The sequence below is a fragment of the Robertmurraya mangrovi genome (assembly GCF_034427655.1).
In the GTDB taxonomy this organism is placed as follows: domain Bacteria; phylum Bacillota; class Bacilli; order Bacillales; family Cytobacillaceae; genus Robertmurraya_A; species Robertmurraya_A mangrovi.
Window position 1 is genome coordinate 98,973 of sequence record NZ_JAXOFX010000012.1, and the last position, 23,411, is coordinate 122,383.

Below are 23,411 nucleotides of genomic sequence, written 5' to 3' on the forward strand. Positions count from 1 at the left end.
GCAAAGAGGTACAACTAGTGAGATTTTCTAGTTGTACCTTTTGTTTATGTAAGGTCATTTTTATGAATTCCTATTAAGATGTAGGTACGGACTTTTTATAAGGAACGTAAAAAAAGGCAACACCCATGAGGGTTAGTTGCCTTCTTCTAAAATGACTTGGAACAAACACTCAACGTGTGTAAAGTGAATAGCCCCTAAGGCACCTCCACCACATAAGGCACCGTAACAACCTCCCCATCCCTCTGAAACTGCCCCCAAACCTTATAAACCCCACTCTGAGGAAACTCTGTCTCAAATAACGCTTCAGGTCCACTCCCCTGCTCTTCCAACGCATGCACATGCAAATACCGCTCTCCGTCTTCAGACAATACAACCACGTGTCCAATTGACCCCAAATAAGGTTCAAGGTCCGTTACTGGTTCCTTCCCATCCCCCTCGGAAACCGTAAACTTTAATGTTACCTCCTTCCCAGTCTCAAGCCCTGGCTCAACAGATAACACCACATTCATTCCATCAACCTTCTTCTCCAAACGATCATCTACCTTAACAGCTACACCTTGAGCAGCTTCCCCTTCAACCGTCACCCAATCCATTTTACTTATGGAATGGCCGTTTGTTGGTTTGAAATCTGCAATCATCCGGTACTCCCCTCCTGCCGGAAATTCATTCTCAATTTCAAACACTCCATCCCCCTTATACTCGGGATGGATATGGTTAAAGTAGGATAAATCCTTGCTTACCACAATTAAATGTAGTAGCTTCTCATGGTTCACTTCAAAATCATCCATTGGCTCGCCTTTATTTGTAACAGATATCCTAATTAAATCACTTTTACCGGAAGCTTGATTCTTTTCAAGCTCCCAGTTCACCTTCACATCATCTGTAATGATTCGATTGCTTTCCTCTACAATCTCTTCTTCTTCCCATGATGATTCCTTACCGCAGGCTGACAATAGCAACGCAGCCACCGTTAAAAATAGTAACCCTATTCTCCTACTCATATCTCAACGCCTCATTCAAAGGTATTTTTGCCGCTCTTCTTGATGGTGTAAAACTAGAAACTAAACTTACGATGATCCCAAACAAGAAAATCAATCCAATAATCAAATTAGAAACTCCAAATTCAAAGGTCATGGAATTATACTCCATAAAATCAGATGTCATATAGATTAATAGAATTCCGACTAAAATTCCCACGACGGTTGCAGCCAAACCAATTCCAAACCCTTCAAGGAGAATCATTTTAATAATTTGTTTTCGTGTAATTCCTACTGCGCGCATCATTCCAATTTCACGAACGCGTTCCATAATATTGATCAGTAAAGTATTTGTAATTCCAATACCCGAGATAATAATGGCAAGAACCACTAAAGCATTAATGATGCTAAATGAACTAGTAATCATCGATCCAATAACCGATACCCAGTCCTCAGGTCCCCACATTTCTTCTACTCTCTCACCAAACTGACCATAGATATTCTCTCTTAATTGAAGCGGACTTGTTTTTTCATCCTTAACCACCAGTGCATTTTTTTCATATTTGACGCCAAAGCTCTCTTTAAAATGGTCATCCTTCATAAATGCCGCAAAGCCTTGATTTTTCATCGTGTTTACGACCGCCACAACCTTAAATGGTTTTGGCCCCTCTTGTGTGTCTAGTGTAATGGTTTCACCCATACTACCGCCCCACACTCCATAAGAGATTTCATCAAGGACCACTTCATCGCTCTTTAAGTTTTTGATTAAGTCACTATGCGTCCCTTTTTGACCAGTAAATAGCGGGAAGCGGTCAATCCAATACTCTCCCACTCCATAAACAGGGAGCATTCTTTTTTCATCATCAAGGGTCCAAATCATCGATTGGAGAGAATAAGTCGTTGCATCGACCACCCCTTTTGTTTCTTTAATCGTTTCTAAATCTCCCTCTTCAATATGGTGGAACATAATATCAAGATTTCCGCCATAAGTAGAGTGAATGACTTTTTCATATGTCTGTAAAAGAGCGGAATTCAGCGAGCTCATTAAGACAATCATAGCAATCCCAAGACAAAGGATCACTGAAGTCATTGATGAACGACTTAAATTGCGATTCAAATTACGAAGGGCCATGTCACCTGAAAATCGAAAAACGAAACCATAAAATCCTTTCATGAATAGAACAAACAGTTTAAACAAATACGGGAAAATCAACGCAATTCCAGCTAATAATGGTAAAACTAATAGGAGATGATTGATAAAAAAGCTCGATATAATTAAACCGACTCCGATGATTCCAAACCACTTATTCGTTCCTTTCGCTTTTGCTTGGTTGTCTTTCAACACCTGAATGACACTGATCCTACCCACATTTCTAATCGGAAACCAAGCTGCTACAACCGGAACAACCAAACCAGCAATTAAAGACAAGACGATACCTGGCAAGAGAACCATACTGCTTCCACCACGAATTCCAATCAGCATAAATACGAGAGAACTTAATCCCAGGGCCATTCCATATCCAACTAATAATCCAATTCCCGTTCCAATCAAGGCTAAAAGAATGACCTCTGTTAACACCATCACCTGTAATTGACCAGGGGTATACCCAATCGTTTTAAGAACCGCAAATTCGTTCTTTCTTTCCTTCATGCTTACGTAAAGAGAATTAAAAATAATGAACGCGCTTAGAACGATACCAAGAAATCCTGCAATATAGAGGGCCAGAAAGAATGAATCCATCTTTTGGAACTCCTCGTCAATGTTCACGACTACTGGCTGCATAAAAATGCCCGAATGTCCCTTTACCACTTCATCCATTGCCGTTTCAACTGCTGCTATACTCTCCGGATTACTTCCCTTCACCTGAATCCCTTGAATCTTTCCATCTAAGTCGAACCACTCCTGAACAACCGGCAGCGGGAGCGCTACAGCCCAGTGGTGATACTTTGCCATACTCCAGCTTGATGGCCCCATTAATTCTTGGGTGTATTTGACAATAGCCGTAATTTCAATTTCTTTTACACCACGATCCGTTTCAACCTTGAAAGTATCACCAACATTGGACTCCCAAATTTTAGCCGTTTTGTCTGTAATCACGGCCCCTTCCTTCTTTAAGTCCCCTTCAATGAGTTTAAAACCCGTAACAGCTGTATCCAACTTGCTATAACCTGTTACCACAACCCTTTTTTGAATGGATGATATGCCTTCATCCTCTACCAATAACTTTGTATTCTCTTTTAAGACCGCAACAGCTGTTGCATTTTCAATATTATCCACTTCTTCATAAACATCTTCGGAAAAATAAGCCTCTGTCCCTGCTATATTGAAATCAGCTTTAGCAAATGCTTCCTTTATAAAAATAGGGAAGGATTTCTCCGCTGAATCTACTGCTGCAATCACAGAAAACGTTGATGCCACACCGATAATAATGGATAAAATGGTCAGGAAGGTTCTCGACTTCCTCCGCATTAAGTTACGCCAAGCGATTTTCCACTGTTTCATTTGGATACCCTCCTTTTTTACCTTCTTCAACAATCAATCCATCACGTACGGTAATAATTCGGTCCGCTACTTGTGCGGCTTGTATATCATGCGTCACCATCACAATGGTCATTTGTTCTTCCTTATTAAGCTTAGAAAGAAGCTTTAAAATGTCTTCTCCATTTTTTTGATCGAGATTTCCTGTTGGTTCATCAGCTAAAATTAATTTCGGTTTCATGGCTAGAGCTCTCGCAATTGCCACCCTTTGTTGCTGTCCGCCGCTTAATTGAGAAGGAAACTGTGACTCTTTTCCGACTAAATTCACATCAGATAAAAGCTGCCCAACAGTCGACTTAATTTGAGCCTTTGATGCTTGATTGGCTGAAAGAGACAAGGCAATGTTCTCTCCAACCGTCATCATCGGTAAAAGCTGATAGTTTTGAAACACAAATCCAACTTTCGTGCGCCTAAATTGAGTCAATTCCTTTTCGTTCAATCCATTTAATTGAGTATCGTCTACCACAATGTCACCAGAGGTTGGAACATCCAGTCCCCCTAGCAGTTGTAGCAACGTACTTTTCCCTGAACCACTCGGGCCCATTATCGCAACAAATTCCCCTTTTTCAATGTGGATATTGTTATTTTTCAATGCGTAAAAATCTCCTGACTCTAATGAGTACACTTTTGAAACGTTAGAAACCGTAATCATAATGTTATTCCTCCCATTTTTTACACTCCATGCAAACCACCATTACGTTTCGTTTACATTCATTCCAGATGACCACCAATAGATGATGCAGTTAATGTAAAACTTGAATATGAACTCAATGTGAACTCCACCCAATTTTTTACCAACCCGTTTTTAACAATGTTCCTAAGACCAACAAAATGCAGATGAACGAAACGAAGAATACGAACAGAACATGTTTGCCTTGCAAAATAGATGCTTTTAACTGATCGAAAATGACCCATAATATCGTTCCTAATGTGAGGAGGACCACTCCCCTTCTCACATATACTCCCATATCAACAAACCAGTTCAATGAAACAATAAAGGTTAGAATTAGTAGTAAAATGATCTTTTGGAATTTCACAAATGTTCGGTCCCCCTTACATTAGAAAATAAGCTTCTACGATGGTGATTGGCTCTGAATGTACTATAAGTCGCTTTTATGAACTCAATATGAACTGAGAAAATTTATTCAGTAATGCAAAAAAAACGCCCAGAGAATGTTGATTTCTCTGAGCGCTTGAGCACAATCTCTATTTATTTGTTTCGTAACTAAATTAAACCCCGGTTACTTTAAGCTCTACTATTTGTCAAAGGCAGTGTAACCGTAAACTTTGCCCCTCCCTCTGGTCCCTCACGAACTTCAATATCCCCATGATGCAAATCAACAATTTGCTTCACGATGGATAAACCAAGTCCGTTTCCTTTTATCGAAGAATCTCTAGACTTATCAATTTTATGGAATGGTTTAAAAATATCCTTTCTTTCTTCTTCCGGTATTCCTGAACCATTATCGACGATTGAAACAGTGATTAATTGATTTTTCACTTCAGCTTTTACCCCAATTGCTCCTTGCACAGGGGTAAATTTAATACTGTTATTAATCAGATTTGTCCATACTTGCTTAAGCTGGTCTTCATCCGCTTCGACCGTAATGGGGTCAAGCTGAATATGTAAAGTAAGATCCTTTTCTGACCATTGCGGCTCTAAGCCAATGACAACATTACGCAGTTGTTCGTCTAATCGAAAACTCGTAATGTTTAACCGATGCTGGTCATGCTGCAAGTGAGATAAGCGGAGCAAATTTCTACCTAATCGGGATAAACGTTCGCTTTCCTCTTCAATAATCGTTAAATAACGGGTACGGTCTTCCTCACTCAAATTCTTTTGTTTTAACGCTTTTGAAAAACCAGAAATGGACGTAAGCGGAGATTGAATCTCATGAGAAACATTCGCTACAAATTCTTGCCGCATTTGATCAAGCTTACTAAGTTCATGTGCCATCTCGTTAAAGCTTGCACTCAAAACACCAATCTCATCTTTTCGTTTTGTCGAAAGCTCAATTTTAAAATCCCCCTGAGCCATCTTCTTCGTTGCTTCGGTCAATCGAATAAGGGGAATGACAACAAAACGAGCTGCAATAATAATCAAAAGACTTCCTAGAAATAAAATAATGACATACATCAAATGAATAGAATTCATAATTTCATCTTCCACACTATTCTCTTCAACGGTTAAAAATAATGCGTAACTTTCCCCTCCATGTTGAAAGGGAATACCCACGAACGGGTAGCTTTTCATTCCTGCTTGTATATTGTCTACTGTTTCACCAGCAATAACTGATTCAATATACTTTTTATCAATCTCCATCTCATCTTTAAGGAGAGGAACACCCTTCTTATTAAATAGCTGGAGCCGAGTTTGGGCGGTTCCTGAAAAAGCCTCCAAAAACGGAACTAGATTTTCCGATTCGGTAGAATGATAGATTTCAATCACCTTTTCACCGTTACTGACCAAAATATTTCGAATTTCATTATGTATCCTTCCTTGATACAAAATATTCGTCCCCAAGTATGCAATTACCAAACTCAACATGACAATACTGACAAATATGACAACGATTCTAGTATAAAGTGACTTAATGGGAGTACACCTCCAACCGATAACCAAGGCCACGGATGGTGACAATTTTAAAGTCTGATTCAAAACGAGCGAATCGCTCCCTTAGTCTTTTGATATGAACATCTACCGTCCGTTCATCCCCCTCATAATCCATTCCCCATATTTGCTCGATGAGATGGTCACGAGTAAACAGCTGGCCCGTATAACTTCCCAGCTTATAAAGCAACTCAAATTCCTTCATTGGAATTGTCACCCTAGAGCCATCCTTATAAATAACCTGGTACGTTTTACGGTCTAATTCAATTTCGCCTAGCTTAATCACATTTGAAGCAGCAATCCGGTATCTTTTTAACAACGCTCTTACTCTAAGAACTAACTCCACTGGATCAAATGGTTTGACTAAATAATCATCGGTTCCTAGCTTAAAACCCTTAATTTTATCCTGTGCTTCTCCCTTTGAAGTAATCATTAAGATAGGAATATCACCAAGCTCGCGTAATTCCTTACAAAGTGCCCACCCATCTAACTTTGGCATCATAATATCTAAAATCACTAGGTCTACTGTATTGTTCTCAGCATACTCTAGCGCATCCATTCCATTCGACTTCTCAACGATTTCAAATCCCTCATCGTTCAGATACAACCGAACAAGCTCTCGAATATTCGAATCATCATCCACTACCATAATCTTTGCCAACGAAGTCACTCCTTTTCTAAAACCTCTACCATGTATGTAAAAAGTAAGAACGATTAACCTAAGAAAATATGTAAATATTATCCTACCTCTCTTTATTTTTCGCAATTTATTTTTTCTTGTTGCGAATGCATTGAGGATAAAAAAAATCCCAAGCACCTTACAAAACAAGGGTCTTTATCTCGGACATCTAGAGTCACAGACAGACCACAAAAAAAAGCACTCACAAACATTGTTCCAAACAACATTTGCAAGTGCTTATCTACCTTTTAAAATCAAAAGGTTTTCAGTCTAGTTTAATACTACTATTCTCTAATCTCTCTCTAATAACACAGCACCAGCAATCCCTGGCTTTGTCATTTCATAAGGATCCAAAATCAAATTCAATTCCTCTTCCGTCAGCACATCATATTTCAAGCAAAGCTCTCGAACCGGAACCCCTTCTAAAATCGCTTCACGTGCAATACGAGAGGCTACTTCATATCCGATATGTGGGTTAACAGCTGTAATCACTCCCACACTCTTTTCCACGTACTCTTTCATTCTCTCTTCATTAGCTGTGATTCCTTTTAAGCAATGCTCCGTAAAAGTACGGAATGCATTATTCATAATACTGATTGATTGAAGCAAGTTAAAAACTAACACAGGCTCCATCACATTCAATTCAAACTGACCCGCTTCAGACGCAAGGCAAATCGTTTGGTCATTACCAATTACTTGGAAAGCCACTTGATTAATCAACTCTGGTAAAACAGGATTTACCTTACCAGGCATGATCGATGAACCTGGTTGTCTGGCCGGTAACATGATTTCTCCTAAACCTGCTCTTGGTCCTGATGCCATTAATCGTAAATCATTCGCAATTTTGGACATGTTCAGCATACAAACTTTTAACGTTCCTGATACTTCTGTGTAGGCATCTGTATTTTGCGTAGCATCTACTAAATGATCCGCTCCCGTAAGCGGAAGTCCACTGATATCTTTTAGGTAACTAACAACTAACTCAATATAACGAGGGTCCGCGTTTAATCCCGTTCCAACCGCAGTTGCCCCCATATTCACTTCGTATAAATGCTGTCTCGATTGTTGAATTCGTTTAATATCACGTTCAATCACACGACTATAAGCTTCAAACTCTTGCCCTAGACGAATCGGAACCGCATCCTGTAAATGAGTGCGTCCCATTTTAATAATATGATTAAATTGCGTTGCTTTCTCTTTAAAAACAGCATGCATTTCTTCCATTGAAACTAATAACTTTTCTAACAAGTTTAATACAGAAATATGAATCGCCGTTGGGAAAGCGTCATTCGTCGATTGAGACATGTTGACATGAGTATTCGGACTACAGTGAGTATAATCTCCTTTTTCATGCCCTAGGAGCTCAATCGCACGGTTGGCAATTACTTCATTTATATTCATGTTAATCGACGTACCTGCTCCACCTTGAATAGGGTCGACAATCACTTGGTCATGCCATTTTCCTTCTAATAACTCATCAGCCGCCTTAACAATGTTTTCCCCAATCCCGGAATAAAGACGTTTCGTATCCATATTTGCCAGTGCAGCTGCTTTTTTTACAACCGCCATAGCTCTAATTAGCTCTTCGTGAATGTGATATCCTGTAATAGGAAAGTTCTCAACGGCACGAAGAGTTTGAATTCCATAATACGCATCAACCGGAACTTCCTTCGATCCTAAAAAGTCTTTTTCCATTCTCATTTGGCTCTGTGTAATTGACATAACTTCAGTCTCCTCTATTTAAAACAATCATAAGCTATTAAACTATATGTATATCTACTGCTATTAAAACAAATAGTATGGGATTCCTCAAGGTGTTTATGTACTGTATTAAAGAACTGAAGTGGATGGATTAAACTCGCCATTTTAGAAAAAAAATATAAAGGAAACTTTGCTACAAATCCTCATAAGTGATAAAATTTGTACACACGATATCAATCCCTTTTTCAAGCCACCTTCTAGCCTCTTGTACATCATCTATCGTGTGGACGATGATTGATAAATGATTAAATTTTAATTTTTTTATTAAAGTATCGGTTAAATACTCTGGTCTGGCAGCTACTGAAACAATCCCTTTTGTCTTGCAAAATAAAATAACCTCATCTATATTTTTCAGTTCTGATTTATGTATAAAATATTGATAATATTTAAATGAATGCACACTATTAAACCCTTCATACATATCTGGATTACCTATTTGTATTAGAACTCGATCTAATAAATTCATATTATCACGAAATACTTCTACAATGGCTTTGGCCGTTTTAATGGAAGTATTTCTATCAAGTGTTCTAAGGTCAAACTCAAAGTATAAATCTGGGTATTCTTTCAAATACTCCACCATTTTCGTTGCATCAATCGTAGTATATTTACCTTGGATTTTTGTATTCATAAATTGTTCATAGGTCATAACCATATTTTTGGGATTATAGGCAACTCCTGTATCATGATAGGTTTTTTCATTCCATCCGTGGCAGGCAACTAATCGATCATCTGCTGTTAGTATTAAATCTACTTCAATCAACTTATACCCTAGACTGACTGATTGTTCTAAACCTTCTAAAGCATTACTATAAATATATTTCTCTTCTAATCCACCTAAAGCATGGGACATAATCTTATGTTGAAAAAAAGGGGGTTTTTCTGGAGGAATGTTATTAAACGTTTTCAAACTAACTATAGCTGTTTCAGTATTCGCAGCCTCTGCAGTAGTTCCTAAGAATAAAGAAAAAATGAATGCAAATAGTAACGTGATGGCGAAATCATGCTTCTTTATCACTCACATCGCTCCTCTACCTTATTTGATAACTTACTTTAACAAAGTAATGTTTATCAGCTGTATACGTGAAATTAATTTACGGTAAATAAATGTAAAACAAAATAAATATACTTGTACGGGCATAAATTAAATATTAAGGCAATGATGGAAGCACAAAGTTTAGTTCTATTAATCCCTTGAATGGAGGCGGTTTAATTCTGAGTTAATTAAAGAAATATCGATCATGCACATTACTCGCATATTTTCTTATCTTCGGTTATATTTTTTATAATAATAACTTAATAATAATTATTGTAATTTATTTTCTAATTTAGTATAATTACAAAGTAATAATAATTATTAATATCTATTTCTATTAAATTGAGTTATATAAGGAGGAAACAATTATGAGTATGAAAGACGCAGCTAAAATGGGCGGATGTCCATTCCATGGTGCCGCTACAAGTCCAAAAACAAGTGGTACAACGAACAAAGACTGGTGGCCAAATCAATTAAACTTGAACATTCTTCATCAACATGACAAAAAATCGAATCCTATGGGAGAAGATTTCAATTATGCAGAAGAATTTAAAAAACTAGACTATCAAGCTCTTAAAAAGGACCTTCATGATTTAATGACAGACAGTCAAGACTGGTGGCCAGCTGATTACGGTCATTATGGTCCATTCTTTATTCGTATGGCTTGGCATGCTGCAGGTACATACCGCACAGGTGACGGCCGTGGGGGCGGTAATACGGGGAATCAACGTTTCGCTCCACTAAACAGCTGGGCTGATAACGGGAACCTGGATAAAGCACGCCGTTTACTTTGGCCGATTAAGCAAAAGTACGGAAACAAAATCTCATGGGCTGACTTAATGCTTTTAACAGGGAATGTGGCTATTGAATCGATGGGTGGTAAAACATTTGGTTTCGGAGGCGGACGTGCTGACATTTGGCATCCAGAAGAAGACATCTACTGGGGTACTGAAACAGAGATGCTAGGGAATAGCCGTTACTCCGGCGATCGTGACCTAGAAAATCCACTTGCAGCTGTTCAAATGGGATTAATCTATGTGAATCCAGAAGGTCCAGACGGTAATCCAGATCCAGTAGCAAGTGCACGTGACATTCGCGAAACCTTTGCACGTATGGGAATGAACGACGAAGAGACTGTTGCCTTAATTGCTGGCGGTCATACATTTGGTAAAGCACACGGTGCAGGAGATGCTGCACATGTTGGCGCTGAGCCAGAAGCTGCTCCTATTGAAGCTCAAGGCTTAGGATGGTTAAGCACACACGGTAGTGGTAAAGGTCGCGACACGATCACAAGTGGAATCGAAGGTGCATGGACAGCTAACCCAACACAATGGGATAATGGCTACTTTGATTTATTATTTGGCTATCAATGGTGGTTAACAAAGAGTCCGGCTGGTGCTTATCAATGGCTGGCAGTAAATCCAGACGAGAAGGACCTTGCACCTGATGCTGAAGATTCATCTGTACGTGTTCCAACGATGATGACGACAGCTGATATGGCCTTACGTTATGATACAGAATATGAAAAGATTGCTCGTCGTTTCCACGAAAATCCAGAAGAGTTTGCCGATGTATTTGCTCGCGCATGGTTTAAACTTTTACACCGTGACATGGGACCAGTTTCTAGATATTTAGGACCTGAAGTGCCACAAGAAGAGCTAATCTGGCAAGATCCAGTACCAACAGTTGATTATGAATTATCTGCAGAAGAAGTAGAAAAAATGAAAGTATTAATCTTAGACTCTGGTCTAACCATCAGCGAGCTTGTAACAACGGCTTGGGCTTCCGCAAGTACATTCCGTGGTTCAGATAACCGTGGTGGTGCTAATGGTGCACGCTTACGTCTTGCTCCACAAAAGAATTGGGAAGTCAATCAACCAGAACAACTGGAAAGAGTGCTTGCTGTGTATGAGGACATTCAAAGTCACCTAGAGAAAAAAGTAAGCCTTGCTGACCTTATTGTACTTGGTGGTAGCGCAGCAGTAGAAAAAGCGGCTCAAGAGGCTGGTTTTGATGTAAAAGTTCCGTTTGCTCCTGGGCGCGGTGATGCTACGCAAGAGCAAACAGATGCAGAAAGCTTTGATGTGTTAGAGCCTGTTGCAGATGGTTTCCGAAACTACCAGAAGAAGCAGTTCAGTGTAAGCCCAGAAGAGCTTCTAGTTGATAAAGCTCAATTGCTAGGCCTAACTGCTCCTGAAATGACAGTACTTGTTGGTGGGCTGCGTGTTCTTGGCACAAACCATGGCAGCACACAACACGGCGTATTCACAGACCGTGTAGGCACACTAACAAACGACTTCTTTGTGAATTTACTAGATATGGGTGTCCAGTGGAAACCTGTAGACGGTACTCTTTATGAAGGACGTGACCGTCAAACAGGTGAAGTCGTGCGTACAGCCACTAGAGTGGACCTTGTATTTGGTTCAAACTCTGTTCTACGTGCGATTTCAGAGGTTTATGCTCAAGATGATAACAAAGAAAAGTTCGTTCGTGACTTTGTTGCTGCTTGGGTGAAAGTGATGAATGCTGATCGTTTTGACCTTAGATAATATAAGTAATTAGAAAACAACCCCTGGCAGATTATCGGATTGCCAGGGGTTTTCTTATTTTAGCATTCTGCTAGTTATTACATTAAGGTTTCAGAAACTTCTGCGTAAAAAATCCTTATTTATCTTCCCTTAAAATATAATCATTTCCATCTTGATCATAAAAAGTGAACATCGTGCCAAACGGCATTCTCATCATTTCGTCCACTTTCACACCATTTTGCGTCATTTTCTCATAAGCCGATTCAATATCAGTCGTGCTAAATAGAACAGACGGATGAGCCACCTTAGAAGGTTTTTGCTTCTCCATCGCTGACTTAGAATAAAGAACTAAAGTCGTAAATTCATCCTCACTAGGGCCTACCTCGATCCAAGACATATTAGGTCCCATTTGTTGTTCAAACTTTAAAACAAAACCAAGCTTATTTAACCAAAAATCCTTTGCCTGCTCTTGGTCTTGTACGTATACCGTAATTTTTCCGATTTTATTAATCAAGATGTAAGCCTCTCTTTATCCATTTAAATTATGAAGAAACATATTATCAGCATTTTGTTCCGATTCATGAATGCCAAGATTATTTAGCATTTTGATCGGGCTGGTGAATGCCGAAAATATTTCCTTCTGTATCAATATAATACCCCTGCCAAGCCATTCCAGGCAAAGCATATTTCGGCATAGCTACCTTGCCGCCATTTTCCAGGATTTTCGTTTCCGTCGAATCGTAATCTTCTACACCCATTGTGCAAGCGTATCCGTTCAAAGGTTGGTTAGGTTCTGGTTTAGGACTTTGACGTTGCATCAAAGCACCGTTAATTCCAGGCTCCCCTTCTGCACCAGTCACCGCTCCGAAATAAGGCATTCCAGCATACTCGGTCCAATCTTGAAAATCCCACCCAAATACCTCTCCGTAAAAACCTTTTGCCCGTTCCATATCATCCACATGAATTTCGAAATGTACTAATCTACCCATAACTTCCTCCTCATAAATCTAATATATTTTTTTCTTATGTATCTTAACTTCGACCTATATTTTTGGAATCCCTTCATCATTATGATAGATAATACAAAAATTTATTCTGCTCCCACTGTATTAAAGTAAAAAACACTTACTAACGGTTGATAGCAACATTAGTAAGTGTTATTTTAAAGCTATTAAATTCTTGAAATACGACTATTAAACTAAGTTTAATTAATCGCTGCCTTCATCATTTGAGCCCCCTATTTTTCCAATATAATCAGCCAAAAAGTGAAATAATATGACTGGAATAAGAGAATCTAGACTAATATAGATCAAAGCCAAGAATAATCCCATAATCGATGTTCTGATTACATTATTCCACCCTTGATACGTATGTGCCAAGCCGAATAATACAGAAGATACGATTAAGATGACCCAAATCGATAAGTCTGGAAAAAGTTGCGTTAAAGCAAATAATAAGAATCCACGATAAATGATTTCTTCCGTAATCCCTGCTGTCCAGGAAACGAACGTCCATACTTTTTTATCATGTTTGGATACAGGCATGATGTCATTAAACTTACTTTTCTCTAACTCTGCCTGTTTGGCTTTGGCAATTTCATTTCTCATTTTCACACTAACTTTTGAACCAATGAGGTAGTAAATTAAAGCTAATGTATAAACGGCAAATAACCCAAGCGTAATATAAGTTACCCACTTACCAAGTGTTTCTGTATGCAATGAAACACCTTTTATCCCTATGTCTTGTAGAGTGATTGGTCCAAATAAGACTAATCCTAAGATAAACAAAGTAGGAACCCAAAGTCCTATCATGATTTTCTTATAATATTTGACCCTTTCACCCGAATGAATTCGTACTTTTTCTTTAAACTTTTGATAATCAAAATATCCATAAATAGGTTCATACGTACATAGAAAAGCGATTACGATCCAAAAATAAAGCTCCATTCCTTCTTCCCCCTAAAACGAAAATATTAATCCTCTTTATTTTTTATCAGACGATAGAAACTCTGTTCATCATCGACCGTCAGGAAAATTCTTTTAATCATTTTTCTGTTTCCAAAGTTCCCTTTACTTTCAACCGGTTCTTTTAAAACCAATTCAAATGTAGGTAAATCGAAACCTAATAGAGATAAATCCAGCACATCCTTACTCTTCTTGTCATTTTCATAGTTGATATTACCGTTCTTTATATCCTCCACATTTTCAATCAACACTATATATTCAGGTCGTGACCCTATTTTTAAAGTCAACGTGTTTTCTTGTATACGAATTGGATTTTTCACTACCGCTCTTAAATCAAACACTAAAAATATAATGGTTAAGATTCCAAGGACTAAGTGGATCCAGTGCAAGATTGGGCTCCATTTATACAGAAGGAAGGACACCCCTACTGATTCTAATATCATGACGAATATCATCGCGTATATAAATCCAACATAGCCAGATTTCTGATGATAAGTAAAAAGCTTTGTTTCTTCCCGTTGATTGCCGTATTCCTTATTGATTGCTAGATTACTCATGTGTATTCCCCCATTCTAAAAAGCTCTTACTCCCCTTTTGTAACAATACCGTGCAAATCTTTTAATATTTGATGATATTTTAAAATATCTTCTTCAGGTAATTGCATAAAATATTTCTCTAAAACCATTTCATCAATTTCGTTCATTTCCTGAAAGAATTTCTTACCGTTTTCACTTAGAAGGACAAATACTTCCCTTCTATTTTCTTTGTTTACTTCTCTTACTACATAATCCTTACTTTCCAGCTTACGAATAAATTGACTAGCCGCACTCGGAGTCCCACCTATAATTTCAGCGACTTCATTCATATTCAGCTTTTGTTTCTTCTCTAAAATACTTAAAACCACCGATTGTTTCGTTGAAAAATCATGTTCACTTAAAATCTTATCGTATTCCTTAATAAATACGTTTTTAATGTCATCTGAGAAACGATTAGCCTCAATTAAGATTTTCTTGATATCCATCATCTCTTCTCCTTAATTGTTATTCTTCGATTAATAGTTAAGAGTGTTTAATGTTTTAATTAGAATAAATATTTAAGTTAACTTAAATATTATTCTATACCATTGATTTCCTTTTATCAACAAAAATATTAAAAAATCTTATTTTAAGTTCACTTGTAAAAAGTGTAAATATATCCCAAATACTAATGTATAATGATATAAATATCTACAGCAGAAAAATAAGAAAAAGGGGAGAGATTTTTGAAAAGAATATTATTTTGTTTTACGTTTATAGCCATGCTTATTAGCGGTTGTAGTAATGAATCGACTGGTAAGAAAGAAGATTTAGATAAAAAGGCAGAGACGGTTCAGACAGTAGAAGATACAGAAAAAGAGAATACCGAGAAACAAGAAGAAAACGTGGAAGAAGCGATTGTATTTAAGAAATCCACACCTATTAAAATGGATAAGAGCCTTCCACTAGAGCCTCTTGACTCATTTAAGACTCAAACTAGAGAAAATGAGAATGAAGCATCCTATCATTTAGATGTTACTCTTAAAGAGGACGAGGTTTTTGATGTAAAGGCAAATATTAATATAAAAAATTTATCAAAAGACACATGGGGAGATTTGATTTTTTATTTTATTCCAAATGCTTTTACAGAAAAAAACAAGCCAGAGTTCCTTGAGAGTCAAGCTGTTGTCAATATTGGCGAAGTTCTAGTTGATGGGAAATCAGTGGATTATAAGCTGCAAAAGGATACCCTTCAATTACTTCTAGATCATCCACTAAATCCGAATCAGGAGTTGAATGTCGAAGTAGCATATAGTTTTACCGTTCCTACTAACGGTATACGGTTTTCAAAGGCTGGTGAAAACTCCTATTTAGCCCAGTGGTACCCAATGTTATCTACTTATCATTCTGGTTGGGACAAGACAGACTATGAACATGGAGGAGAATCCTATCATAATGATTTTAGTCAATTTACAGTCAATTATCAGCTACCAGATGATTATGTAGTAGCAAGCTCAGCCGACAATGACCCTACACAAGCGAGTAGTAAAGGAAGCCTACATGGAGAAGAAATAAAAGAATTTTATATAACTTTTATGAAAAATATGAACGTCTCTAAGAGAGTGGTAGATGGTACTGAGATCCGGGTGTTTAGCTATAAAGAAGAGGATTTGAACCGAGAAACATACCTTAATTTAGCAGAAGAAACTCTACTATTTTTTAATAAAAATATCGGTAAATACCCTCATAAACAATTAGACATCATTATGGATCAAGGTGGTATGGAGTATCCTGGAATTGTTACGGTATCTACATCTGCAGCCGGAGATATTTCTCACACCGTTGTACATGAAATGGCTCATCAGTGGTTTTATGGAATGGTTAATAATCATCCATACTATACCGCATGGATTGATGAAGCCTTAACAAATTATGCTGCCTACCTCTTTTTTATCAAGGGTAAGAACCAAGAGCCTATTAGTGTATTTTCAAGAGCAGACGCTGTCATAGAAATGGCAAGCGATTACGGTAAAATGAAACCATCTAATTTATCTGTTCCGGAATATAAAGGTCAGCCGGTTTCCTACTCGGCTTCCGTGTATGAAAACTCTTCCCTAGAGCTATGGAAATTATCTGACGCAAATGCTGATAAAGGAATAGAATACTTAAGAAATTATTTTAACCTTTATTCCTATAAAGAAGTGGATGCAAACGAGTGGCTAAGATACACAAGGTCATTTTTCCAGATCAAAGATGTTAATCAGTTAAGTGATTGGATCTCTTTTGAGGAGTAAGTTTGGACTGTATAACTGTACAACCAATGGTATCTATTATTCCTGATTGCTAACGGAAGCCGTATACGGTTACGCTTGGTTTTGTTGATACTGATAATGAAGAACCAAACAGAAGTTTCTCTTTTACTTCCACTGACATTACTTCCATGGTTTGCGAAGATAATGAGTTAGTGTTCTGTTATACCAATTTTTTATTTGAATGCAAGCAATTAACCCCCTATAAAATGTATAGGGGGTTATTTCTACTATATGGATTTATTTAACAGAACAAATAACTTTATACTTAAAGACGATAAAAAATTCCAATTGGCGGGACTGCCTGGGAATCGAACCCAGCTATCCTGGCACGCAGGACACAAGCGGTTTTGAAGACCGTGGCGGGCACCAGCACCACAATCAGCCCCATGAAGACAACTATCATTATACCGTTTCCATCTTCTTTATTCAATAGATTAGCATGCAATCCAACATTAGAAGGTCCCCCTCATTCTTAAAAAACAGTGAACGCTTGTCGAATCCACCCTATCAAGTCTATAATAGACAATGTAAATAATGTTTTGTAGGTGAGTATAATGCATCAACAACTTGATGGTGGGTTTTTAGTTTTTATCCTTTTTTGGGTTGTCGTTTTAGTAGGGATGTTTGCGATTGGCGGCTACTTTATGTTCAGAAAGTTCCTCAAACGCATGCCAAAAGAGGATGGCAAGTCCATTTTAGACTGGGAAGAGCATTATGTAAAAGAGACCATCCATTTATGGGACCAAGAAGAAAAAGCTCTTTTAGAAGATTTAGTGAGCCCTGTTCCAGAATTATTCCGTGATGTAGCTAGGCAAAAAATTGCGGGTAAAATTGGTGAACTTGCGTTAAATGAAAAGCGACAAAGAATTGACGAAGAATTAGTCATTCGAGGATATATTCTAGCTACACCAAAGCGTGATCATAAATTTTTACGTAAAAAATTGTTCGAAAAACAAATAGATGTACAACCGTATGAGCATCTATTTTAAAGCCGTTCAAGTACTGAACGGTTTTTTCATTTTTCATTTTTAAGAAAAATGCATAAAAAAACGCCAGTCCAACCTGGCGTCCTTCCCATCATATCGCTTTAATATCCGACTGCAACTTTTGATGAAGCTTTCGATACTGCATGTACATCGCAATTCTCCACGGAACGATCATCCCGAACGCTAAAATCCAGAACATTCCGCTTAGTTCGCCATAGTCAATGGATGAGCTTAATACAAGCTTGGCAATAATACGAAGCACTAGTAATCCAATTAAAATAAAGATAAAAGCACGAGATCGTTTTAAATAGATTTCATTCTCTCTAATTTCAAAGTTAGAAGTTTTAATTAATAAAATGGAAAACAGCATACCGACTAACCCTGCTTCTAATATTTCAAGAGGCGTGACTCGAAACATCGGATGTACAAACATCAATGCCCCTGTGCTCATAAAAATCGGTGGTAATATAATCTTTTTCGCAGAAACAGGCCTTTTAGCCGCTTTCATACGGATGAACATGACAAAAACAGCCATGCAAATCGCTCCTATCGAAGAAGCAACAACCATGTTCATATAATTCATCCTTTATCTCTTAAATTCTCGTTTGATTGTTTTCACCATACCAATCGATTTAACTATTATTATAGCCTAAAAAGCGAAAATAAGAAAAGGCAGACTTCTGACAATGCAAAAAAACAGACCCACAAGGATCTGTTTTCCCTTATTTCATCACTAATTCAGCAGCTTCAACCGTCGCTTCTCTATTCTTCCACTCGCTAAGCCATCCTGATAATAGATCTTTCAATTCACGATCAACAGGCTGTTTCACAATCTTTTTATACTCATTGATGATAGTAGAAAAACCTTCTTTATCTGTTTTACGAAGAATATGATTCATATTTTCAATCACATGAGTTTCACACTCTCCTGGAATCAATTCACGCATTTTATCTAAATCTGTTAATTTAACGTTAATATCCTTTGTTCCTGTGATAGCTAGAACTGGGCATTCGGCATTAACTAACACTTTAGATACATCAACAACTCCATGCTCTCTATTCCATTTTGCATTTATTTTTTTACCTTTATGTTTAATAACAGCTGCATCGGTACTTAAGATTGCCTTTGACATATCTTCATTCATCTTCTCTATCTTTTGATCTAGCTTTAATAATCTCAATAACCAACCTTGGAAGCCTCTTAACGAACGAACATCTTCCATCATTTTTTCTCGCTGCCATTCTGTTGTTCTAGCCAAGCACTCTGCCGTACCCGCAAGAAGGACCATTCCATTAACTGGAACACGTTCATTTACAAATGGAGCAATAATGGATCCTTCACTATGACCAAGTAAAATCACTCTGTCAGGGTCAATCCCAGGTTGTTTTTTTGCAAATTCCAAAACCGCTTGTGCATCATCAATCAGATCATACACACCTGCTTCTAGAAAATCTCCTTTACTCTCGCCAACCCCTCTTTTATCATAACGAATCGTAGCAAACCCTTCTGCAACTGCTAAATCACTTAATTCTTTAAAAATATTAATGGCTAAGCCCTTTGCATTAGAATCTCTATCAATATCCCCACTACCATGCACAAATACTATTAATGGATATTTCTCTTGATTACCCTCTGGTAAAGTTAAAGTTCCTGCTAAAGGATAAGCCGCAGGTATCATCACTTCAAGTTCTCTTTTCATATTAATTTTCCACCCTCAATTTGATTTGTTATAGTTAATACGACTGAGAGTAGAAAATCGTTCACCGGAAATTAAAAATTTTTTTCTTTATAAAAAAAGCCACTCTGGAATTCTCCAAAGCAGCTCTTATTTCTATTATTAAGATAATACTCGACTGATTGCTTCAAGCACTCTTCCTTCATCAAAAGGTTTTACGATGAAGTCTTTCGCTCCCGCTTCAATCGCTTCGACCACCATTTTTTGTTGTCCCATCGCTGAGCACATAATGATTTTGGCATTCGGGAATTCTTTTTTAATTTCCTTAACGGCTTCTAGTCCGCTCATTTCTGGCATCGTAATATCCATCGTTACTAAGTCTGGGTTTAGTTCACGATATAATTCAATCGCAACCTTCCCATTTTCACCTTCCCCAACGACTTCATGGTTCGTTTTTTGTAAAATGTTCGATAGGGTCAGTCTCATAAATTTTGCATCATCCACAATTAATATTCTAGCCATCGTTGTTTCCCCCTTGGCTTTTCAACGAAAAAATCTCTATATAATTAATCCATTCAAACTAATATGTTTCCATAATGATGGAAAAACAAACTTCTTTTTCAGAAGGACACTTACTTAAATATAGCTAAATATACCTAAAAGTTCAATGTATACAATCCGACAAATTTCGATATTTCGTTCATTGAAATGTAATCAAAACCCAGTAAACCCACCAAATAAGCTAGAGAAAATAGCGATGATTTTAGTCATCCAGTCAAAGAATAACACAACACCCATCACAATCATAATGTAGCCGCCAACTTTCATAATCAGAACATTATGCTTGCGAATCCATTGCATGCGCCCAATAAAGAACGAAAGGATTAAAAATGGAACAGCGAATCCTAACGTATAAGCAATCATATACACAAGGCTAGACCCTGGATTGGTCGCCGCTAAAGCAAAAACCGTCATTAAAATAGGACCAGTACAAGGCGTCCAGCCAGCAGCAAAGGCAATTCCGATTAAAACCGAACCAAAATATCCAGACGGACGGTTTTTAAAATTAAATTTTCGATCTTTCATCATAAACTCTGGCTTCAGTACTCCAACAATTATAAATCCGAAAAATACGATAAAAATAGCACCTAGCTGACGAATTAAATCTTTGTAGTCCGCAAAAAACTCACCAATAAAGGACGTGCTGAATCCTAGAGCGATAAAAATAATTGAGAATCCTAATAAGAAAAAAATCGTATGCATGAAGCTACGTTTTTGTAATAAAGCATTCTCCGATTTTAACTCCCCTACACTCATTCCCGTTATGTATGATAAAAACGCGGGATATAGAGGCAAACAACAGGGAGATATAAAACTTAAAAAGCCCGCACCGAGAGCAATAAATACGTTCACATCTGACATGTTAACATCTCCTAGCTTTACTCATTCAACATTCATTCTAACAAATCTTCTACTGAAAAGATAATGAATTGACTGTGAACATTATGTGTACAAGATAATAATAGGTGAAAATCCTCCATCTATTAAAGTTTTTTTAAAGTTAAACAAGTTATTAATCATATTTTATGAATCAGGATTTACAAACATATACAAAGATTTAACAAAATATTGGATTTTAACATTTTCCTTTTGTATTAATTACCAAAATCCGTTATACTTTATTAGGGACATACAGTTATTGCAAGTATTTCTCAGCATTTTACAAATTAGATAGCATTCTACTAGAATAATAGAAATATATTTTGAAAGGAATATCAGCCGTGTCGAAACAAGATCTCCTCACCTTAATAGAAAACAAACGAGCTGAATTAATCCAGGTAGCAATGAAAAATGGATTAAGCTCCTCTATCGCCATCCGCTATAGCCAAGAGCTTGATACGTTACTAAACGAGTACAATCGTCTTTTTATAAAAAAGGTTCAGACGCATTAAAAAACCGCTTAAAGTTCATCACCTTGAACTTAAGCGGTTTTTTATGTGGAAAGGAAGCCCAACCTCTGACTTCATCCAATATTAACCTACGACATCCTCTAATTTCTCCTCAGAGCCGTTCTGTAATAAGTACATTTTATGATATAACCCTCTCTTCGCTAACAGCTCCTGATGGGTTCCGCGCTCAACAATTTCCCCTTGATGTAGAACTAAGATTAAATTCGCATCTTGAATAGTAGAAAGTCGATGAGCAATGGCAATCGTTGTTCGGCCTTCTCTCATTTTCTCTAACGCGATTTGAATCGCCTCTTCTGTTTCCGTATCAATATTGGCGGTTGCTTCATCCAACACAAGTATTTTCGGATTAGCCGCAATCGTTCTAGCAAAAGCAATCAACTGCCTTTGACCACTAGAGAAAGTGGACCCTCTCTCAACTACTTTATGATGATAGCCGTCCTCTAGCTTATCAATAAACGTATGGGCTTGAACAAACTCCGCAGCTTCTTCCACTTCTTTTTCCGATAAATCCGTATTATGAAGACGAATATTATCCATAATCGTACCGTAAAACAGGAATGGATCTTGAAGTACAAGCCCCATTTTTACTCTCAATTCATCAGCAGAGTAATCTTTAATCGACTGTCCATCAATAAAAATATCTCCACGTTCAAATTCATAGAAACGCATCATGAGATTAATAATCGAGCTCTTTCCACTACCTGTATGGCCGACCAATGCAACGGTTTCTCCTGGTTTAGCTGTAAACGAAATATTTTTTAAAATATCTCGTTTTCCATCATAAGAGAAGCTCACATTTCTAAACTCAATTTCGCCCTCTTCAATAGAACCAGCTTTACTAGTTTGAGCAGGAGCTAATTCTTCTTCGTCTAGGAGCTTAAACACACGTGATGCTGCAACAATCGCTTGTTGGTATAAAGATAGACGCATCATCATATTATTAACCGGCTCAAAAAAACGATCTAAATAGTTAACAAACGCGTATAAAACCCCAATTTCAATCGGATTATTAAAGGAAGTAATTCCGAAAAAGCTTAGCACAAGAATAATTGCGGCAACATAAACAAGGTCAATCGCGGGACGTAAAAGTAGACCATCTACCTTAATATTTTTCATCCCTGCCTGGTAATGTTTATCATTTATTTCCCCAAACTCCGCACGAAGGCGTTTCTCTTGGCGAAACACTTGGATAATCCCCATTCCTGATAATGACTCACTCAGCTTCGCATTTAACTGACTTAAGCGTTCCCTCATATCTTGATAAAAACGTGAGCTTAACTTTCGGTACAGTTGCATAATGAAAAAGATTACCGGTAAAATAAACAAGCAGAAAAATGCTAATTTTACATTGAGAATAAACATCGCAACAAAGATCCCTATGATTAAGAACCCACTTTGAATGAACGTCACAATAACGGTCACGAACATATCCTTAATTGCTTCTGTATCATTCGTTACCCTTGAAACAATACTTCCCGCTGGCGTTTTATCAAAATAACGTAATCCTAATGACTGTACTTTTGAAAACACATCAATGCGGATTTGTTGAATAATTTTTAACGCAATTTCCTGGAACTTTAATAGTTGAAAATAGGAAACTAACACATTTCCAATCTGAATCCCCATATACGCCAAAGCCAGCATGAGTAATGGCTGGAATGGCAGGTTTCTTGGTGTTAAATAATCATCAATGAAGATTTTTACTAAAATCGGTCCTAAAATATCCCCAATGGTCGTTAAAAGCAATAAGCTAAACGCAAGGACGATTGTTTTTGTATGAGGCTTTGTGTAGGCTAACAGTCGATAAAGAACTTTTCGCTGCTCCTTCCCACTCTCCACCTTTATTTTTTCATCCAT

At 37.5% G+C, this 23,411-nt stretch carries 22 protein-coding genes and 1 tRNA gene; 4 read left to right on the plus strand and 19 right to left on the minus strand.

What is annotated here, in order from left to right; genetic code table 11:
* Positions 1–194: 194 nt before the first annotated feature.
* The 8 genes from SM124_RS16610 to SM124_RS16645 form a co-directional block, all read right to left on the minus strand.
* A complete protein-coding gene (locus tag SM124_RS16610; RefSeq protein WP_322447639.1) occupies positions 195–1,001 on the minus strand; it encodes a DUF8832 domain-containing protein in 807 nt (268 codons plus the stop codon).
* Entirely contained in the window at positions 994–3,480 is a 2,487-nt protein-coding gene (locus SM124_RS16615) for an FtsX-like permease family protein (RefSeq protein WP_322447640.1), read from the minus strand. The genes SM124_RS16610 and SM124_RS16615 overlap by 8 nt, the downstream gene beginning before the upstream one ends.
* Complete coding sequence (locus tag SM124_RS16620) at positions 3,452–4,168, minus strand: ABC transporter ATP-binding protein (protein WP_322447641.1); 717 nt, start codon at positions 4,166–4,168, stop codon at positions 3,452–3,454. The genes SM124_RS16615 and SM124_RS16620 overlap by 29 nt, the downstream gene beginning before the upstream one ends.
* Positions 4,169–4,307: 139 nt before the next feature.
* Entirely contained in the window at positions 4,308–4,553 is a 246-nt protein-coding gene (locus tag SM124_RS16625) for a hypothetical protein (protein ID WP_322447642.1), read from the minus strand.
* Positions 4,554–4,762: 209 nt separating this feature from the next.
* The gene (locus tag SM124_RS16630) at positions 4,763–6,145 is read right to left on the minus strand and encodes a sensor histidine kinase (protein ID WP_507185125.1); all 1,383 of its coding nucleotides are present in this window, start codon (positions 6,143–6,145) and stop codon (positions 4,763–4,765) included.
* Entirely contained in the window at positions 6,108–6,788 is a 681-nt protein-coding gene (locus SM124_RS16635; RefSeq protein ID WP_322447644.1) for a response regulator transcription factor, read from the minus strand. The genes SM124_RS16630 and SM124_RS16635 overlap by 38 nt, the downstream gene beginning before the upstream one ends.
* Before the next feature lie 309 nt (positions 6,789–7,097).
* Complete coding sequence (aspA, locus tag SM124_RS16640; protein ID WP_322447645.1) at positions 7,098–8,528, minus strand: aspartate ammonia-lyase; 1,431 nt, start codon at positions 8,526–8,528, stop codon at positions 7,098–7,100.
* 172 nt (positions 8,529–8,700) lie between these two features.
* On the minus strand, positions 8,701–9,585 hold the full coding sequence (locus SM124_RS16645; protein ID WP_322447646.1) for a glycerophosphodiester phosphodiesterase family protein: 885 nt from the start codon (positions 9,583–9,585) through the stop codon (positions 8,701–8,703).
* Between the two features lie 386 nt (positions 9,586–9,971).
* Between SM124_RS16645 and katG the strand changes: the two genes are divergently transcribed.
* Positions 9,972–12,152 (plus strand): catalase/peroxidase HPI, encoded by a 2,181-nt coding sequence (gene katG, locus SM124_RS16650; protein ID WP_322447647.1) that lies wholly within the window; start codon positions 9,972–9,974, stop codon positions 12,150–12,152.
* Positions 12,153–12,267: 115 nt separating this feature from the next.
* Here katG and SM124_RS16655 read toward each other — a convergent pair whose 3' ends face one another.
* The 5 genes from SM124_RS16655 to SM124_RS16675 form a co-directional block, all read right to left on the minus strand.
* A complete protein-coding gene (locus SM124_RS16655; RefSeq protein ID WP_322447648.1) occupies positions 12,268–12,645 on the minus strand; it encodes a VOC family protein in 378 nt (125 codons plus the stop codon).
* A 79-nt stretch (positions 12,646–12,724) separates the two neighbouring features.
* A complete protein-coding gene (locus tag SM124_RS16660) occupies positions 12,725–13,120 on the minus strand; it encodes a VOC family protein (protein ID WP_322447649.1) in 396 nt (131 codons plus the stop codon).
* 219 nt (positions 13,121–13,339) lie between these two features.
* Positions 13,340–14,077, minus strand: a complete 738-nt coding sequence (locus SM124_RS16665) for a CPBP family intramembrane glutamic endopeptidase (RefSeq protein WP_322447650.1) — start codon at positions 14,075–14,077, stop codon at positions 13,340–13,342.
* 26 nt (positions 14,078–14,103) lie between these two features.
* Complete coding sequence (locus SM124_RS16670) at positions 14,104–14,652, minus strand: hypothetical protein (RefSeq protein ID WP_322447651.1); 549 nt, start codon at positions 14,650–14,652, stop codon at positions 14,104–14,106.
* Between the two features lie 26 nt (positions 14,653–14,678).
* Positions 14,679–15,119: a MarR family winged helix-turn-helix transcriptional regulator gene (locus SM124_RS16675; RefSeq protein ID WP_322447652.1), complete on the minus strand. Its 441-nt coding sequence runs from the start codon at positions 15,117–15,119 to the stop codon at positions 14,679–14,681.
* A gap of 237 nt (positions 15,120–15,356) precedes the next feature.
* Between SM124_RS16675 and SM124_RS16680 the strand changes: the two genes are divergently transcribed.
* Positions 15,357–16,904, plus strand: coding sequence for a M1 family metallopeptidase (locus SM124_RS16680; protein WP_322447653.1), 1,548 nt, complete (start codon positions 15,357–15,359; stop codon positions 16,902–16,904).
* 307 nt (positions 16,905–17,211) lie between these two features.
* On the opposite strand, the gene SM124_RS16685 is transcribed toward SM124_RS16680, so the two are convergent.
* Positions 17,212–17,308: transfer RNA gene (locus SM124_RS16685), tRNA-Sec, on the minus strand.
* Between the two features lie 168 nt (positions 17,309–17,476).
* Between SM124_RS16685 and SM124_RS16690 the strand changes: the two genes are divergently transcribed.
* The gene (locus SM124_RS16690) at positions 17,477–17,911 is read left to right on the plus strand and encodes a DUF2621 domain-containing protein (RefSeq protein WP_322447654.1); all 435 of its coding nucleotides are present in this window, start codon (positions 17,477–17,479) and stop codon (positions 17,909–17,911) included.
* 88 nt (positions 17,912–17,999) lie between these two features.
* Here SM124_RS16690 and SM124_RS16695 read toward each other — a convergent pair whose 3' ends face one another.
* The 4 genes from SM124_RS16695 to SM124_RS16710 form a co-directional block, all read right to left on the minus strand.
* The gene (locus tag SM124_RS16695; protein ID WP_322447655.1) at positions 18,000–18,482 is read right to left on the minus strand and encodes a CcdC family protein; all 483 of its coding nucleotides are present in this window, start codon (positions 18,480–18,482) and stop codon (positions 18,000–18,002) included.
* A gap of 148 nt (positions 18,483–18,630) precedes the next feature.
* Positions 18,631–19,608, minus strand: a complete 978-nt coding sequence (locus tag SM124_RS16700) for an alpha/beta hydrolase family protein (protein WP_322447656.1) — start codon at positions 19,606–19,608, stop codon at positions 18,631–18,633.
* Positions 19,609–19,746: 138 nt separating this feature from the next.
* Entirely contained in the window at positions 19,747–20,106 is a 360-nt protein-coding gene (locus SM124_RS16705) for a response regulator (RefSeq protein WP_322447657.1), read from the minus strand.
* A gap of 192 nt (positions 20,107–20,298) precedes the next feature.
* A complete protein-coding gene (locus SM124_RS16710) occupies positions 20,299–21,006 on the minus strand; it encodes a cytochrome c biogenesis protein CcdA (protein ID WP_322447658.1) in 708 nt (235 codons plus the stop codon).
* 359 nt (positions 21,007–21,365) lie between these two features.
* Here SM124_RS16710 and SM124_RS16715 point away from each other — a divergent pair, with 359 nt between their 5' ends.
* Complete coding sequence (locus tag SM124_RS16715) at positions 21,366–21,536, plus strand: Spo0E family sporulation regulatory protein-aspartic acid phosphatase (RefSeq protein ID WP_322447659.1); 171 nt, start codon at positions 21,366–21,368, stop codon at positions 21,534–21,536.
* Between the two features lie 81 nt (positions 21,537–21,617).
* Here SM124_RS16715 and SM124_RS16720 read toward each other — a convergent pair whose 3' ends face one another.
* Positions 21,618–23,411, minus strand: a complete 1,794-nt coding sequence (locus SM124_RS16720; RefSeq protein ID WP_322447660.1) for an ABC transporter ATP-binding protein — start codon at positions 23,409–23,411, stop codon at positions 21,618–21,620.

Coding starts and splice junctions, on each gene's coding strand:
- SM124_RS16610 (WP_322447639.1), bottom strand. CDS start 1,001: ATGAGTAGGAGAATAGGGTTACTATTTTTAACGGTGGCTGCGTTGCTA.
- SM124_RS16615 (WP_322447640.1), bottom strand. CDS start 3,480: ATGAAACAGTGGAAAATCGCTTGGCGTAACTTAATGCGGAGGAAGTCG.
- SM124_RS16620 (WP_322447641.1), bottom strand. CDS start 4,168: ATGATTACGGTTTCTAACGTTTCAAAAGTGTACTCATTAGAGTCAGGA.
- aspA (WP_322447645.1), bottom strand. CDS start 8,528: ATGTCAATTACACAGAGCCAAATGAGAATGGAAAAAGACTTTTTAGGA.
- katG (WP_322447647.1), top strand. CDS start 9,972: ATGAGTATGAAAGACGCAGCTAAAATGGGCGGATGTCCATTCCATGGT.
- SM124_RS16660 (WP_322447649.1), bottom strand. CDS start 13,120: ATGGGTAGATTAGTACATTTCGAAATTCATGTGGATGATATGGAACGG.
- SM124_RS16665 (WP_322447650.1), bottom strand. CDS start 14,077: ATGGAGCTTTATTTTTGGATCGTAATCGCTTTTCTATGTACGTATGAA.
- SM124_RS16670 (WP_322447651.1), bottom strand. CDS start 14,652: ATGAGTAATCTAGCAATCAATAAGGAATACGGCAATCAACGGGAAGAA.
- SM124_RS16675 (WP_322447652.1), bottom strand. CDS start 15,119: ATGATGGATATCAAGAAAATCTTAATTGAGGCTAATCGTTTCTCAGAT.
- SM124_RS16690 (WP_322447654.1), top strand. CDS start 17,477: ATGCATCAACAACTTGATGGTGGGTTTTTAGTTTTTATCCTTTTTTGG.
- SM124_RS16695 (WP_322447655.1), bottom strand. CDS start 18,482: ATGAACATGGTTGTTGCTTCTTCGATAGGAGCGATTTGCATGGCTGTT.
- SM124_RS16700 (WP_322447656.1), bottom strand. CDS start 19,608: ATGAAAAGAGAACTTGAAGTGATGATACCTGCGGCTTATCCTTTAGCA.
- SM124_RS16705 (WP_322447657.1), bottom strand. CDS start 20,106: ATGGCTAGAATATTAATTGTGGATGATGCAAAATTTATGAGACTGACC.
- SM124_RS16710 (WP_322447658.1), bottom strand. CDS start 21,006: ATGTCAGATGTGAACGTATTTATTGCTCTCGGTGCGGGCTTTTTAAGT.
- SM124_RS16720 (WP_322447660.1), bottom strand. CDS start 23,411: ATGGATGAAAAAATAAAGGTGGAGAGTGGGAAGGAGCAGCGAAAAGTT.